Consider the following 14,980-nt stretch of genomic DNA (forward strand, 5'->3'; position numbering starts at 1 on the left):
ATAACTACTCCACATCTGTTATAGTAATTTTTTGATCTTTCGTTAAAAAGATTAATATAATACCTAAGAACAATGATCCTGCTGACACATAGAAAACATTTTCCAAGCCAACCCATCCACTCATCATACCACCTAATAAGTTACCACATAACTGCCCAATAACCATTGCGTTGGCAAATAATGTTGAAGCATAACCTGGGAAATCCGGTAAAATATCTTGGAAGTAGCTTATGCCAATTCCTAATAATATAGCTAAGAAAAAAGCTAAAAATAATTGACCAATCAACATCATATAGAAATTTTTAAATAAACTAATACTAAAATAGAAAGCCCCGCCGAATATACCACCATAAATAAGTAACGTACGTGTCGGGAGCTTTGTAGATAATACGCCTAAAACGACCATAAAAGGTACTTCTAAACCAGCACATAAACTTGCTAAATAACCAACGTAGCCTTCCTTTTCGTGAAGATAATCAGTTACGAATAAAGGCATGTTCATTGTATACATCCATTGTCCAATATGTAATAAAATAAAAGCTAAAAACGGGATCAATAGTGTCTTATCTTTGAACATATTAGGCGCTACCTTCTCAACGTGTTGTTGTTGAGTAATAGGTTGTTTGATGTTTAAATTTTTATAGAAGAACACTTGTAAAATTAATGTAAATAAAATAATAGAAACTGTTCCGCCAAATAAACCTGAGTAACCATTCAATTCAATTAGTTGCGCGCCAATAAATGGACCAAATAAGAAGCCTAGTGAGAAAATTGAACGTAATACTGTATTAGCAAATTTAGCATTTTTACGCGAACTTGAAACGTTAATAGATTCTCTCGCAGATGCATAAAGTTGTGGCATTGCCGGAGCGAATAAACCTTGGAATAAAGCATAAAGGATTATAAATAATAAGATATCTTTTACAAAGAAATAAATGGAAAAGCTAATTGCTCCCATCATTAATGCTGTAATTATAAGATATTTTCTATTTATGTTATGAGTATCTGAAAATCTTGCAATAATCGAATTAACTGTAAATTGGCTTATAGCTGCTAATGCTAGTAACACACCATACTGTTTGGTGGTCATACCTAAATCCTTTGTCGCAAACAAAACAAGGTAGGGTACTGTTACAGCGATACCCATACCTAATAACAACATGTTCAAAACAAACAACTTATAATTCTTTATATATAGTAATTCTTTAAACATATGACTAACCTCTATTCATTATATGAATCAACTCATCTTATTTAACGTATAAAGTTCAACATTAAATTAACAAATGAATCTACTTGTGGTAACTGTAACATGCTTTGATCATAACTCATATAAGTCGAACGAATAAGTGGATCATTATCAATCGTCACTTTTTCAAATCCAAACATATTTTTATCAATATTTTTCATCATTATTTCAGGTAATATAGTTACACCCACACCACTAATTAGCATTTCTTTACAAGTGGCAACTTGGTCAACGGTAATGGTCGCATGATAGTCTTGTTCTAAATTATCGTTATACCATTGTTTAATTTGATTTATATAAATTGGGTCAGCTTGAAATTCTATAAAAGGCAACTTTCCAACCTCTTCACGTCTATCTTTAGGATAGATAAAATAATGATCGTCATTAAATAAGTGTGTGTTGGATAAATTCATGACTTTGTTTCCTCTAGTAATCATGACGTGATAGTCTCTATGATTTGCCTTAATTTGTTCAGTAGACCCAACTTGTACCTGAATTTCAACATTAGGAAATTGAGTATTATATAAGCTTAATACTTCTGGTAATAGTGTTTGACCTATTAAAGAAGAACAACCAATAGAGATCGTTCCGTTAACTTCCCCAATATGCGCCTGCATTTTATCAAAGAATAAACGCTCTCTCTTTAACATATCGCGTGCATGTTCAATAATCATTGCACCTTCAGTTGTTGTTATGAGTTGCTTTTTCGTTCTAATAAAAACGTCTACACCAAATGAACTTTCAATTGCTTTTAACCGTTGTGTGACAGCTGGCTGTGAAATATATAATATTTCTGCTGCTTTACGTAATGTTTTTGTTTCGTCTAATGTTATTAATAAACGATAATCATCAATTTTCATAGTGTCCCCCTAAAATATACCGTTTCCGTAAAATCCTATAATCAATGATGTTTGTTATATTTATTTTGTTTGAGAAAATCATTCTTATTTTTTATCGTGTTGTTTAACTCGCTGTGGCTTTTTATTTTTAAATGGATGATTGTGTTTATTTTTCTTATATTTTTGATTTATTTTGTGATAACATTTCATAACTTTACTTTGAACATCATCAAAGTTTTCAACTATTTCAATCATTAATTGATGTGCAATAATATATGCTTCATGATATTGTTTTTGGCTAATTTGCCCATTTTGTAATGCAAATAATAAATCATCTTCATCAACTAACTCGTATGAACCATCAGGTAATACCAATACATCTAAGCATAAATCTAGAGTACGTGCATTTCCTTTTTGAGTAATATTTTTAATATTGATATCAAAATAGTATTCTAATGGATTCCCCTTATCATCAAACATAACGGTTAAACTATATCTCTTTTTTTCCGGTAATATTTGTAACCATTTATAATTATCATCTGCGACTATTATATTTTGACCAACTACCGTCACCTCTAAAGGTTCACGTACTTTCTTCATCGTGACCAAGCCTATAATACCTTTAAATCTATTATTATTAACTTTAACCTCTGTATATTCTCTCTCGATCAGGCGACGCCAGTGACGTTTGTCTATATATTTTACTTTCACAGTCACCAACTCCTTGTTTTCATTATATAAAAATGGTTCTATTATGTCATCATATGCTAAATTAGGTCATATTTTCGTGAATTCATTTAACTATATTCTACTACATATCGAGAAAATTTACTTTAAAACGACTAAATTACTATGATTTAATTTAATATGAATCCTAATATATATAATGATTACACATAAATATCAATTTTACATTATTCATATTTACAATATTTTGTTAATTAAAAGCATAAAAAAAGATACCTATGTGAACTAATCTATTTCACATAGGTATGCTGAATGCAATTATTTAATTATTTATGTTTTAATGCATATTTATCTATTACAGTTTGATGTTCAGGATACATTTGATTTAATTCATTTCTTTCAAACAACTCAAATTGTTCATATTCAAATGCCGGCTGACACATACAACCTACTAAACAAAATCCTTCATCATGTTCAAGTGAAGATGCGAATATTGTTCTTTTTGGAACTGTATATTGCATTACCTCACCATCTTCTATATTAGGTCCTAACTGCACAGATTCATATTTACCATCAGGTGTAATCATATGAATCGTTAATGATTGACCATCATGATAATACCAAACCTCATCTGCATCTATACGATGGAAATGTGAAATATCACTGGGTGTTAACAAAAAGTATATACTGCTAAATGCAGCTCTATTTGTCTCTGTTGATGGTTGACGTATACTTTCTTTGAAATAACCACCTTCTGGATGAGGGGTTAAATTCAACGAATCAATCCAATACTGTGCGTTTTTCATTATTTTAAATCCACATTATGGAATACATTTTGAACATCTTCCAAGTCTTCCAATGCATCTACAAGTTTTTCAAAAGTTTCTTGGTCTTCTGGTGATAATTCAATATCTGTTTGAGGTAACATTTCAAACTCAGCAACTTTGAAATCTTCAACACCAGATTGACGTAATGCATCTTGAACTTGAGCAAATTGATCTGGTTCCGCATAAACAATTGTTAAACCATCATCATCAATGACATCTCTAACATCAACATCTTGTTCCATTAATTCTTCTAATACTTCGTCTGCTGATTTACCTTCAATACCGAAAGTAGCAGTATGGTCAAACATATATGCTACTGATCCAGATACACCCATATTACCGCCATTTTTACCAAAAGCAGCTCGTACGTCTGAAGCAGTTCTATTCACATTATTTGTAAGCGCATCAACAATAATCATTGAACCACTAGGACCAAAACCTTCATATCTTAACTGATCATAGTTTTCTTCTCCAGCACCTTTAGCTTTATCTATTGCTTTATCAATGATGTGATTAGGTACTGAATATGTTTTAGCACGTTCTAATACTAAACGTAAGGCTTGGTTAGATTCAGGATTGGGTTCACCTGATTTAGCTGCCACATATATTTCTTTACCGAATTTGGCATATATTCTACTTGTATTTTTATCTTTTTGAGCCTTTTTTTCTTTAATATTATTCCACTTACGTCCCATTATGGTCATCTCGCTTTCATTCTCTATAATTAACATTCTATATTATACATGATTTTTAGTCGTTAATATACCTCTTACATTGTATCAATATATCATTAAGAATAAACCTCACCGTTCATAAAGTACAAAGTAAAATAAAGCATAAAAAAATTAGCTCCTATCAATTAGGAACTAACTTATATGTAGAATTCTAAATATTTAAATATTCTTCAACATCATCGAATAAAGCATTAAATTCTTTCATGTTGTCTTGGTTCATATATAAATATATTTTTCTTTCATCTTCTGTCGATCTGACTTTATTTAACTTACCTTTTTCAATCAGTTTACGAATTGATACTAATAATTTAGTTCTACTCAATTCTAATTCTGAAATAGCAATTTTTAAAAATGTTTGCATTAACATTTGATCTTTTTGACAATTTTTTTCTGCCAAGTCTAGTACTGCTAAATCATTAAGAGTCAATTTATATTTTTGATCTATATATTCAGACAATGCTTTATATTGTTTATAAAATTCAAATAACTTTTCTAACTTTTCTTTATTCAAAAGACTTGCACCCCCAAATATAAACAGACAACATATAACAACATTATCCTAAATATCTAAAAATCTGTCTTTCCTATTTGTTTTTAATCTGTTGTCAAAATTACCGATAAATTTAAATTGAGTTGTGCAATGTCTTTTTCACTATATATTCTTCCTTGAAAATTGTAATCATATAAAATGAATTATAGCCTAAGTTAATTTCTAGTGAACATTGGGTAAAATCATGTTCAATAATTTCAATTTTAGGTTTAAAGTAGTAATCAACTGTATCTAAAAATTGACTCGTCCATTCATACTTATTTCTTAAATCTTTTGAAATTAAATGATTAAGATTGCCGCTATAACTATTTATCTTTCCTATGAAAATTAAATGGTTTTTATATGTTGGCATTTCATTGAAACTGATATATACATTGCTATCTCCGTACTCTTCGTCAGCAGATTCATTTTCGATGACTCTCCAATCATATAAATACAATACATATCGATCTTCTAACTCTACTTTCTTATAGTAGCTAGCATCCACAAAATCTCGATTAAACAAAATAGATATTTCATTAAATATTAATCCAAATGTCGTCTTAAAACCTTTTGCATCAAATAAATGCAATGCATTAAAATGATTGGGATTATGAAATAGATTGAAACCTAAACCTGTAAAAGATTCTGTTAAGGAAGATATTGTTTCAATGATTAAAGGAGCACTATTACTTAAATCATTATGCTTATCATTAATTAACTGATGATTTTCTACATTTAATAAAAATATCTTCTCTTTCACAAAATCAACTTCATTTATTATTGCCTTTAGATTTTTTATTTGAATTTCATTTTTTAATAATAATCTTTCATTTCCCTCTGTTAAGTAAGAGGTAGTTAGTTTCGCATTATCAATAAATAGATATTCAAATTTTAGTCTTTTAATTTGAGATTCTATTGCTTTAAGCATCACTGGATCATCTATTAAACATGATATATCTAAACCGATGACATGATTAATATTTAAATCCTGAAACTTAATAATATCTTTATAGATTTCACGAATTTCTTTATCATCCAAATTAAAGACTGAAATAACTTCGTATAGATAAGGTATGTCCTGCTTACTATTCTTAAGTTTGAGTAGCGCATCGCTAAAACAAACACCTATACTATCGATAACTTTATAACTATCAATATTAAAAGCGACTCTCAACCCTTTTTTGATAATAATTTCTACAATATTTCGTTTATCTTCATACGTCATTTCATTACAGATTTCTGAAAGTGTAGGAACGATATAAAAAATAACTTCTGTTCTTGAAAATTCAAATTTATCTAACTTGTTATAAAGGAAGGTATATTTTAATTCTTCTATCGTTTGAATTTGAATCACGCTTTGAAACGATGTAGCTTTCTTTATCTTTCCTTCATCTAATTGTATATCTTCATATTTTTCGATCTTATGTTGTTCTACTAATTTTTCAATATAAGGTTTTAAAGATTCCGAATCTTCATCAGTATCTATATTTATCTTAAACATAATATTCTTATCATATTTTGAAAGTTTTCGATAATCGTTAGGTGTCAAACCTAAGTACCCTTTGAACATTTTTGAAAATGTTGACATACTACTAAATCCTAAAATGTCACTAATATGACTAATCGTTTTATTAGTTGTTAGTAATAACTCAATTGATTTGTTAATTTTCAGAGTATCAACATATCTTTTGAAGCCCATACCTATTAATTGATGAAACTGGGAAGAAATATTTGATTTTGATGTGAAAAGTTCAGTAGAAATATCTTTTAATGTCAGTCTTTGTTCAATATGGTTATCTATATATTCTAATTCTTCTTTCAAATCATTATAATACGTATAATTATATTGATCGATTGCTATACTCTTATCAACTTTTGCTTCTGTACCTATAATCTGAACTATTTTAGTCGTTAATTCGTCAAGTACCTCTCGATAGTCTTCATTAATATTTCTAAGTACTAACTGTAAAACTAAGTCTTTAAGTTTATTAGAAGATTTAATCAAATTGGCTGTATATTGAAAATCAAAAAATGAAAAATTTTGTTCAGCGAACCAATCACTGGTTAAATAAAGCATAATCACTTTGCCATTAGTATTTAAACTAAATACATCAGCATTGTTAATAATATAGATCTCGTTATTAATCGTCTTTTGTTTACGAAATTTTTGAATATGCATATCACCTTCTATTGGCCAAAATAAAATAATACCATCCTGGCACCTTGTCGTTGGATATTCGACATTAGAAAGTATACGCAAGTAAGAATTTGGCATAACTCTCCCTCTCTTTTCTAGTAAAACCAATACATCTTCTAAACTTAATTATTATTCTAAATTCTTAATCTAAACAATTTAACGCAATTATAACATGCAGACAAAAAATATACTTGTTTATATATCTATAAATAATTAAGTAATAAAGCAATATAAATATATTTAATAAAAAAAGATGTGACGTTTATTTCCTTATAACTCATATTAAAGAATAAAAAGGAATAATTTTGAATCAAAACAATGAGTATCACGTCAACATCTTTGTCTTAAATGGTATTTTTTTATCGAAATCGATTTGCCAATCTTAATATATCTTTAATGATATTTAATAAGTTAATAAACAAATTGAAACCCATTTCCCTTGGAGAAAATTGTCCTCGTTTCATTCTATTAAAATCATAAAGTGTATATAGTAGAAATAATAATAAGCTTACTACTGTAATAACTGTGTGAAAAATTGGATTATGAATGAATATTCCGATAATACTTGCAATAATAAGCGCTAATAATGTGACAAATAAATAACGTCCCATACTAGAAGCATCATTAATTAGAAAGAAACCAACAATACCAAAGGCAATAAATGCACCAATTGCTAATATAATATTCTTATAAAATACGTCTGGACCAAGGTTTTGTAAATAACTTGTGAACATGGCATATGATAAAAGACCTAATATAACAGCATATATATGAGAAATGACAATGCCATACTTACGTGCACGTTGGAATACTAAAGTGATTAACACTAAGACCATTAAGGCTAAAGATAAAGGTCTTCTCCATTCCATTGGTAAGTATTGTCCGAAATAACATCCTATTCCGAAGATAATCCAATAATACATAAAGAATAGCCATACTTTTGCATATGCATGTGACCGTTGTTTATCTTTTGTTTTACTTGTGTGCTGTGTAGTTTGTGACATATGGTTTTGCTCCTTCATGTAATGTTTAAATTAATGCGTTGATTTTACATTTATAAATTATCTTTAAAACGCGACAATAACTAAATCGATAGAATTAGTCACATTCTATACTAATTATACACTTTGTTACAATTTATCAAACTTCTATATTAAAATTTTCATTTAAAAATCGTCTTCAAAACTGTCGTATCAGCATTTATTGTTTAAAAATAATTCAATTTCTAATTGTTAATAATATTACAAGATAATAACAAACCACACAAAGCCCTATATTTTTGTTAGTATGGGTAGCGTAGTAAAAAACGAAAAAGCAATTATACATAGTAATCATTCATTTCTATGCTAATAATTAAAGCAAATTTAAGGAGGAGTCACTTTGAAAAAGTTAGCCTTTGCAGTAACAGCCGCTTCAGGCGCAGCAGCAGCACTTTCTCATCACGATGCCGAAGCTTCTACTCAACATAAAGTTCAGTCAGGAGAATCATTATGGACTATTGCTCAGAAATATAATACTTCTGTTGATAGCATAAAACAAAATAACAATTTAGATAATAATATGGTATTCCCTGGACAAGTCATATCAGTAGGTGGAAGTGCTTCTCAAAGCTCTAATTCAAACACTTCTTCACAATCTGGTTCACCTTCAACACATACAGTAAAATCTGGCGAATCATTAAACATTATTGCTAATAAATATGGCGTATCAGTAAATGAATTAATGTCAGCGAATAACTTAAATGGTTATTTAATTACACCAAACCAAACGTTAAAAATTCCTAATGGTGGTTCAGGTGCAGGTGGCGCTGGTGCTCGATCTGGTGGTGCTACTGCTACTACAGGCAATACAAGCACACAATCACCTTCTTTCAATCACCAAAACTTATATACTGAAGGACAATGTACTTGGTACGTCTTCGATCGTCGTTCTCAAGCCGGTAAACCTATCAGCACATACTGGTCAGATGCTAAAAACTGGGCTACTAATGCAGCTAATGATGGTTATCAAGTAGACCATTCACCTGAAGTAGGCGCTATTATGCAAAGTGTTCCTGGCGTTTATGGTCATGTTGCGTATGTTGAACGTGTTAATGGTGACGGTAGTATCTTAATTTCAGAAATGAATTATACTAATGGACCATACAATACAGATTACCGTACAATTCCAGCTTCAGAAGTATCAAGCTATTCATTTATTCATTAATTAAATACTTAAATATTGATATATGTTTATAAAACTACCAACAAAGTTTAATTTTTGTTGGTAGTTTTTTTGTCTTATCTTAATAGATATACAATTATTATGAAGTTGATACATAAAGTTCTAATGCTTTGGAAATCAAATTAACGTTTTCCAAAAGCAGTAGTTTCCTTAGAAGAGACCTAACATAGAGTATTCTAAAGAGAAATGCTGCAAGCAACGCAAGTTGAGCATACTTCTCAATTCGACAATATTTAAGAAACATCACAAATATCCACGTTGAATAAATCATTTTGTAAGAACTACTACCCCATAGTATAAATATTAGTTCTTAATCATCATTCATTTCTTCTCTAAATCTAATACCATTTGTCCTAACCTCTTAAAAATTATAAGTATCTATTCAACTATTTTAATTCAATAGGTAGTTTTCAAGTATACAAAAAAGAAGGTTGGAAATATTTTAATGATTATCCCAACCTTCTGATTAATATCGCTATGTTATATATTATTTTAAGAAGAAATGCATAATAAAGTATACAATCGCAGCTAATATAGCTGAAATTGGTAATGTTATTACCCAAGTAATTATCATACGTTGCGCTGTGCTCCATCTAACACCTTTTGCACGGTTTGAAGCACCAACACCTAAGATTGATGAAGAAACAACGTGTGTTGTTGAAAGTGGGAAATGTAATGATGATGCTACGAAAATAGTTAAGGCAGATGATAAGTCAGCTGCTGCACCATTAGCTGGTCTAATTTTCATAATGTTACCACCAACAGTTTTGATGATTTTCCAACCACCTATTGCAGTACCAAGACCCATTGCTGTAGCACATGCCATTTTAACCCATAATGCTGGTTCAACATTAGAACCATTTTGGATATTAGCAACGATTAAAGCTAACGTAATAATACCCATTGATTTCTGAGCGTCATTTGTACCATGTGAAAATGATTGTAACGCTGCTGTAAATATTTGAAGAAATCTAAAGTTACGATTAGTACGTGTTAAGTTAGCGTTTTTAAATACTACTTTAACAATTGAGTACATAATAAAACCAACACAAAATGCAATAACTGGAGACACAATTAATACAATAATAATTTTAGTAAATCCTTGATAATGTAATACTCCAAATGATCCTTCAGATGCAATCGCTGCACCTGCAATTGAACCGATTAATGCGTGTGATGATGAACTTGGAATACCATATAACCAAGTAATTAAGTTCCATGCAATTGCTGCGATAATAGCTGCTAAAACAACGACTAACCCATGTTGTAATTTAAATGGGTCAACGATATCTTTAGTGATTGTACCAGCAACCCCAGTAAATGTTAACGCACCAATAAAGTTCATGACTGCCGCTAATAAAATGGCTGTTCTTGGAGTTAATGCTCTGGTAGATACGGCAGTAGCTACAGCATTGGCTGTATCATGGAAACCATTGATAAAGTCAAATATTAATGAAAATATAACTATAGCTATCGTGACGATTAAAATATATTCCATAAGTGAGGACTCCCTTAGCTATTTTTCATGATTATAGTTTCAAAATTATTCGCGACTGTTTGGCATTTATCTGCAATTTCTTCCATGCTTTGATAAATATCTTTTATTTTAATTAATGTGATTGGATCTGTCTCACTATTGAAGATATGTTTTATAGACTGTCTTAAGATACCGTCACAGTTCGTTTCAAACTCTTTAATATTAATTGAGTGAATACGCATGTGAGATAATTTTTTATCTACTAATAAACCTACAGCAAGTTTCATTTCTGCTACTGCTTTTTGAATATTATCAACAAATTCAGCCATGAATTCATCTGTATATTCAATTGAATACATTTCAAACATTCCTGAAGTTTCTTCCATAGCATCTAATACATCATCAATTGCGTTACATAAAGATAAAATATCTTCACGTTCAATTGGCGTGATAAAAGTCTGGTTTAAATCAGTAATCACTTGATGCATTAATTCGTCACCATGAGATTCGTAAGTTTTGATATTGTCAGAATATGCTTTTAAATCTAAGTGTGTGTTGAAATCCATTTTTCCAAACTCGATTGCAGCACGGTCAAGATTGAAAACCATTTCTTCTAACTGAACCATGAACTTATCTTTTTTCTTACTAAACATTCAAAATCCTCCATTTGAGCGATTGTTACCAATCACATTCATAAATTTTTACTCCATAAGATATGTGGAACACATTTACAATTTTCAGAAAAAAGGAGATTCACTTTTTCATTATGTAAATATTTTGTAAATCATAGTTATAAGCAATGATGTTTGCGTTCAAATAAATTGCGTTTTGTTCCTACTTGAAAATATCACAAAATTTACATAACTACAATTCAATTTACAAATTCTTAACAAATACGCAATTAAAATTTTACATACCTTCTTCATTATGCCCAAAACGGGTATAATGACAATTCCACTTTATAATTTAACGTTTTATATAATGACTTTCAATTATTTTCCATGAACTAATTATGGATCATAAATTTTGCTATTATATCCCTACCATTTTATAATAACAATACTTAACCAAAGGAGACTATAATGGAATTTACATTAAAAGCGATTCAAGATGCACATAGTAAATATACTGGACCAGATTTTCCAAAGCTATTTAAAGCTTTTAAAGATATGGGGATGACAACAAATATCGTTAACATTCAACAAGGTACATCAACATATATTAATACCGAGAAACAAACGATTACTACAAATGGTGTTAAAGCGACACATGATGTGGCAACGTCTTCTCATTCTAGTAGCGTCAAAGATATACTTAAACGTCACCAAAATGGGGATATAGACTTCCCTACTTTTTGTGAAGAAATGGCACAAGCTGGTATATATAAATGGGATATTGATATTAATGCAGGTACTTGTTCATACATTGATTTAAATGAACAAACGATTGTAAGTGAACAAATACCTCAATAGCAATATTAATTATTATATAAAAAGGATTTCATACAGCGTCTTATAAACGGTGTTAATGAAATCCTTTTTTATATTCTATATTGAATGCCTGATTGTTCTTTTTGAATGGTTATATGCTGCCAATGCAAATATAGCATAAATAGCTGTATATACTGCCATGACAATAAAAATTGGTGTTTGGTTTGTAGAACCTAATAATGTCATAAATGCTAGAGAAGCAAAGTAAGCATGTAATAATGCAATCACTAAAGGTAAAGCAAAGTTGAAGAATACTTTAAGTTTTAAACCTTTTGCCATATCTTGATAAGTAAAACCTAATTTCCGTAATATCGAATAATTTTCTATTTCATCTTCAGTTTCATCTATTTGTTTAATATAGATAATACATCCGGCAGCAATTAAAAAAGTAACCCCTAAAAATGATGTAACAAATAATAATACTCCTGTTAAGCTTGAAATTTCACTTGCAGCTTCACTTCTAGTTTCAATATTCTTATCCACATTTTTAACAGCATTTTGTAATTCCGGCATATCTTTTTTATGCTTAATATCAAAACCGTATTGGGATACAATATCTTTTGCTTCAGTATGATTTCTTAAATACTGGTAGTCTTTATCATTCAAAACTAAAGTTGGTCCACCTAAGTCTACATCACTCATGAAATATATTTGATTAATTTCTTTGTATAATTTAACTTTTATCGAGTGTTGTTTTGTACCTAACTTGGTTACACCATGTTTTTTGTATTTCATCATATCGCTGACTTTACCTTCAGGTGCAATAATATCAGTATATCCTTTAGATACTTCAACATTAGGTATATATTTATCACTCGTTACTGCTACTTCATAAGGTTTAGCAATCCCTTTTTCGAACAATTTGTCTTTAAATAATTTGCTGTATACAACTTCCTTATAGTTGTAAAAATGTTTAATATTTTTATTATTTAACTCATAAGCTAACTCATTAGCCTTATCTTTATCTTTTAACGTAACATCATGTGGAGAATTTAGTAATACTTCATTCGTTAACGTACCTCTACTGATAGCTGCAAAACACAATACAGATACTGTTATTGCAGAAATAATAGTCATAACTGTAAGAGAAAATGCATTTTTCTTAATACGATACATAATTGGAGCAGTAAACATAACATCATGAATACTTACAGTATCTTGTCTTATCTTTTTAATTGCTTTAAAAATTAACGAAACTGTACTTCTATAGAAGAAATATGCACCAATGACGGTACAAATTAGAATAACAAATGGTTGAATTAAGCCATTAAAATGTTCTACAACTCTGGTAGATAGATAATAACCAAACAAAATCATAATGATACCTAGTATCCCTAAAATTAAATCACCAATAGTAAACTGATTGTGATTAATTTCTCGCTTTGTCATATTTGAAGCTAATTCTGTAATGGAATGTCTTCTTATATAAAGATAACTTTGACTAACAGTCAATATGTACGCAACTAAAATTAATAGAAGTGCTTGTATTATAGCCGATACACTAAAGATAATTGAAACGGTGATATTAATTCCAAGTAATCTTAATACAATCATTAACAATATTTTTGATCCAAAGATTCCTATAATAATACCTAAAATAGAAGTAGTTATAAATATAAGCAACTGTTCTATCATAATCATTTGCATAATATTAAATCTAGAAAGACCAATCGTTTGAAACAATGCAAATTCACGTCCACGTCGCTTTAAAAACAATAGATTCGCATATAAAATAAATACGATAATCAGTACAAAAAGAAAATAACTACCTATTTGCGATCCTTCTTTAATAATTGGATAATTTTGTTTTCCATATAAATGATGTGCATATTTTAAAGTGATAAAACTAAAATAAAGGACTACGCTAATTACTAATGAAAATAAATAAATCGCATAATGTGAAAATTTTTGTTGGAAATTTTTAAAAACAATTTCTTTAAAGGTCATAATTCACTCCACCAAGCACACTTTGTGTTCTAATAATCTCATTATAAAATGTCTGTTTATTATCTTCACCTTGGAATATTTCTGTGAATATCCTTCCATCTTTTAACATCACTACACGATTCGAATAACTTGCGGCTACAGGATCATGTGTAACCATAATAATTGTTGTATTAAATAATTCATTCATCTTAGTTAATCTTTTTAATAAGTCTTGCGTACTTTTTGAATCTAACGCTCCTGTTGGCTCATCAGCAAATATAATGGAGGGATTTGTAATAAACGCTCTTGCTGCAGAAGTTCTTTGAATTTGACCGCCTGAAAGTTCAGAAGGATATTTATCACTAATATCCTTAATATTTAAAGCTTCTACAACTTTTTCATACCGTTCCTTCATTTCTTGTTTGGGTATTTTCTTAACAGATAGCGGTAGCATAATATTCTCTTTTACTGTTAATGTATGTAAGATATTATAATCTTGGAAAATAAAACCTATTTCCTTTTTACGTATATTAGATAAATCTTTATTAGATAATTTATCCAACGCTTGACCATTTAATTTTATTGATCCTTGTGTAGCATAATCTATAGAGCTAAGTACATTCAATAGCGTTGTCTTGCCAGAGCCTGAAGGACCCATAATCGATATAAATTCGCCCTTATCAACTGACAAATTAATATCATGTAGTATTTCTTGAGAAGAATGTTGATTTCCATATATTTTAGTTAATTGATTTACTTCTAATATTGTCACGTTAACACTCCTAATAATCACTGCTCA

14 protein-coding genes are annotated in these 14,980 nt (G+C 29.5%); 2 read left to right on the forward strand and 12 right to left on the reverse strand.

Features of this window, described 5'->3' with window-relative positions:
* Positions 1–4: 4 nt before the first annotated feature.
* The 8 genes from Q4528_RS03075 to Q4528_RS03110 form a co-directional block, all read right to left on the reverse strand.
* A complete protein-coding gene (locus Q4528_RS03075; RefSeq protein ID WP_046466430.1) occupies positions 5–1,213 on the reverse strand; it encodes a sugar efflux transporter in 1,209 nt (402 codons plus the stop codon).
* Between the two features lie 41 nt (positions 1,214–1,254).
* Complete coding sequence (locus Q4528_RS03080; protein ID WP_017638414.1) at positions 1,255–2,109, reverse strand: LysR family transcriptional regulator; 855 nt, start codon at positions 2,107–2,109, stop codon at positions 1,255–1,257.
* Positions 2,110–2,193: 84 nt separating this feature from the next.
* Positions 2,194–2,799 carry a ribonuclease FAU-1 family protein gene (locus Q4528_RS03085; RefSeq protein ID WP_017638415.1) on the reverse strand — a complete coding sequence of 202 codons (606 nt, stop codon included), beginning with the start codon at positions 2,797–2,799 and terminating at the stop codon, positions 2,194–2,196.
* A 302-nt stretch (positions 2,800–3,101) separates the two neighbouring features.
* Positions 3,102–3,581: a cupin domain-containing protein gene (locus Q4528_RS03090; RefSeq protein ID WP_046466429.1), complete on the reverse strand. Its 480-nt coding sequence runs from the start codon at positions 3,579–3,581 to the stop codon at positions 3,102–3,104.
* Positions 3,581–4,297 carry a YebC/PmpR family DNA-binding transcriptional regulator gene (locus tag Q4528_RS03095; RefSeq protein ID WP_026083539.1) on the reverse strand — a complete coding sequence of 239 codons (717 nt, stop codon included), beginning with the start codon at positions 4,295–4,297 and terminating at the stop codon, positions 3,581–3,583. Before Q4528_RS03095 ends, Q4528_RS03090 begins: the two co-directional genes overlap by 1 nt.
* A gap of 190 nt (positions 4,298–4,487) precedes the next feature.
* Positions 4,488–4,847, reverse strand: a complete 360-nt coding sequence (locus Q4528_RS03100) for a transcriptional regulator, SarA/Rot family (protein ID WP_046466428.1) — start codon at positions 4,845–4,847, stop codon at positions 4,488–4,490.
* 112 nt (positions 4,848–4,959) lie between these two features.
* Entirely contained in the window at positions 4,960–7,143 is a 2,184-nt protein-coding gene (locus Q4528_RS03105; protein ID WP_303520495.1) for a helix-turn-helix domain-containing protein, read from the reverse strand.
* Between the two features lie 281 nt (positions 7,144–7,424).
* Positions 7,425–8,069, reverse strand: a complete 645-nt coding sequence (locus Q4528_RS03110) for a Bax inhibitor-1/YccA family protein (protein WP_017637229.1) — start codon at positions 8,067–8,069, stop codon at positions 7,425–7,427.
* 376 nt (positions 8,070–8,445) lie between these two features.
* On the opposite strand from Q4528_RS03110, the gene Q4528_RS03115 reads away from it, so the two are divergent.
* Complete coding sequence (locus Q4528_RS03115) at positions 8,446–9,270, forward strand: LysM peptidoglycan-binding domain-containing protein (RefSeq protein ID WP_046466426.1); 825 nt, start codon at positions 8,446–8,448, stop codon at positions 9,268–9,270.
* Between the two features lie 505 nt (positions 9,271–9,775).
* Here Q4528_RS03115 and Q4528_RS03120 read toward each other — a convergent pair.
* Both Q4528_RS03120 and Q4528_RS03125 read right to left on the reverse strand, forming a co-directional pair.
* A complete protein-coding gene (locus Q4528_RS03120; RefSeq protein WP_017637227.1) occupies positions 9,776–10,786 on the reverse strand; it encodes an inorganic phosphate transporter in 1,011 nt (336 codons plus the stop codon).
* 14 nt (positions 10,787–10,800) lie between these two features.
* On the reverse strand, positions 10,801–11,418 hold the full coding sequence (locus tag Q4528_RS03125; protein ID WP_017637226.1) for a DUF47 domain-containing protein: 618 nt from the start codon (positions 11,416–11,418) through the stop codon (positions 10,801–10,803).
* Positions 11,419–11,847: 429 nt separating this feature from the next.
* On the opposite strand from Q4528_RS03125, the gene Q4528_RS03130 reads away from it, so the two are divergent.
* Positions 11,848–12,237, forward strand: a complete 390-nt coding sequence (locus Q4528_RS03130) for a DUF1398 domain-containing protein (protein ID WP_303520499.1) — start codon at positions 11,848–11,850, stop codon at positions 12,235–12,237.
* Positions 12,238–12,312: 75 nt separating this feature from the next.
* Here Q4528_RS03130 and Q4528_RS03135 read toward each other — a convergent pair whose 3' ends face one another.
* Entirely contained in the window at positions 12,313–14,202 is a 1,890-nt protein-coding gene (locus tag Q4528_RS03135) for an FtsX-like permease family protein (protein ID WP_046466424.1), read from the reverse strand.
* Positions 14,192–14,953: an ABC transporter ATP-binding protein gene (locus Q4528_RS03140; RefSeq protein WP_126567689.1), complete on the reverse strand. Its 762-nt coding sequence runs from the start codon at positions 14,951–14,953 to the stop codon at positions 14,192–14,194. Before Q4528_RS03140 ends, Q4528_RS03135 begins: the two co-directional genes overlap by 11 nt.
* Between the last annotated feature and the right edge of the window lie 27 nt (positions 14,954–14,980).

It is taken from the genome of Staphylococcus pasteuri (genome assembly GCF_030547725.1).
Classification (GTDB): Bacteria; Bacillota; Bacilli; order Staphylococcales; family Staphylococcaceae; genus Staphylococcus; species Staphylococcus pasteuri.

Excerpts from the sequence above, each read along its gene's own strand:
- Q4528_RS03075 (WP_046466430.1), bottom strand. The coding sequence starts at position 1,213 with ATGTTTAAAGAATTACTATATATAAAGAATTATAAGTTGTTTGTTTTG.
- Q4528_RS03080 (WP_017638414.1), bottom strand. The coding sequence starts at position 2,109 with ATGAAAATTGATGATTATCGTTTATTAATAACATTAGACGAAACAAAA.
- Q4528_RS03090 (WP_046466429.1), bottom strand. The coding sequence starts at position 3,581 with ATGAAAAACGCACAGTATTGGATTGATTCGTTGAATTTAACCCCTCAT.
- Q4528_RS03095 (WP_026083539.1), bottom strand. The coding sequence starts at position 4,297 with ATGGGACGTAAGTGGAATAATATTAAAGAAAAAAAGGCTCAAAAAGAT.
- Q4528_RS03105 (WP_303520495.1), bottom strand. The coding sequence starts at position 7,143 with ATGCCAAATTCTTACTTGCGTATACTTTCTAATGTCGAATATCCAACG.
- Q4528_RS03110 (WP_017637229.1), bottom strand. The coding sequence starts at position 8,069 with ATGTCACAAACTACACAGCACACAAGTAAAACAAAAGATAAACAACGG.
- Q4528_RS03120 (WP_017637227.1), bottom strand. The coding sequence starts at position 10,786 with ATGGAATATATTTTAATCGTCACGATAGCTATAGTTATATTTTCATTA.
- Q4528_RS03125 (WP_017637226.1), bottom strand. The coding sequence starts at position 11,418 with ATGTTTAGTAAGAAAAAAGATAAGTTCATGGTTCAGTTAGAAGAAATG.
- Q4528_RS03130 (WP_303520499.1), top strand. The coding sequence starts at position 11,848 with ATGGAATTTACATTAAAAGCGATTCAAGATGCACATAGTAAATATACT.
- Q4528_RS03135 (WP_046466424.1), bottom strand. The coding sequence starts at position 14,202 with ATGACCTTTAAAGAAATTGTTTTTAAAAATTTCCAACAAAAATTTTCA.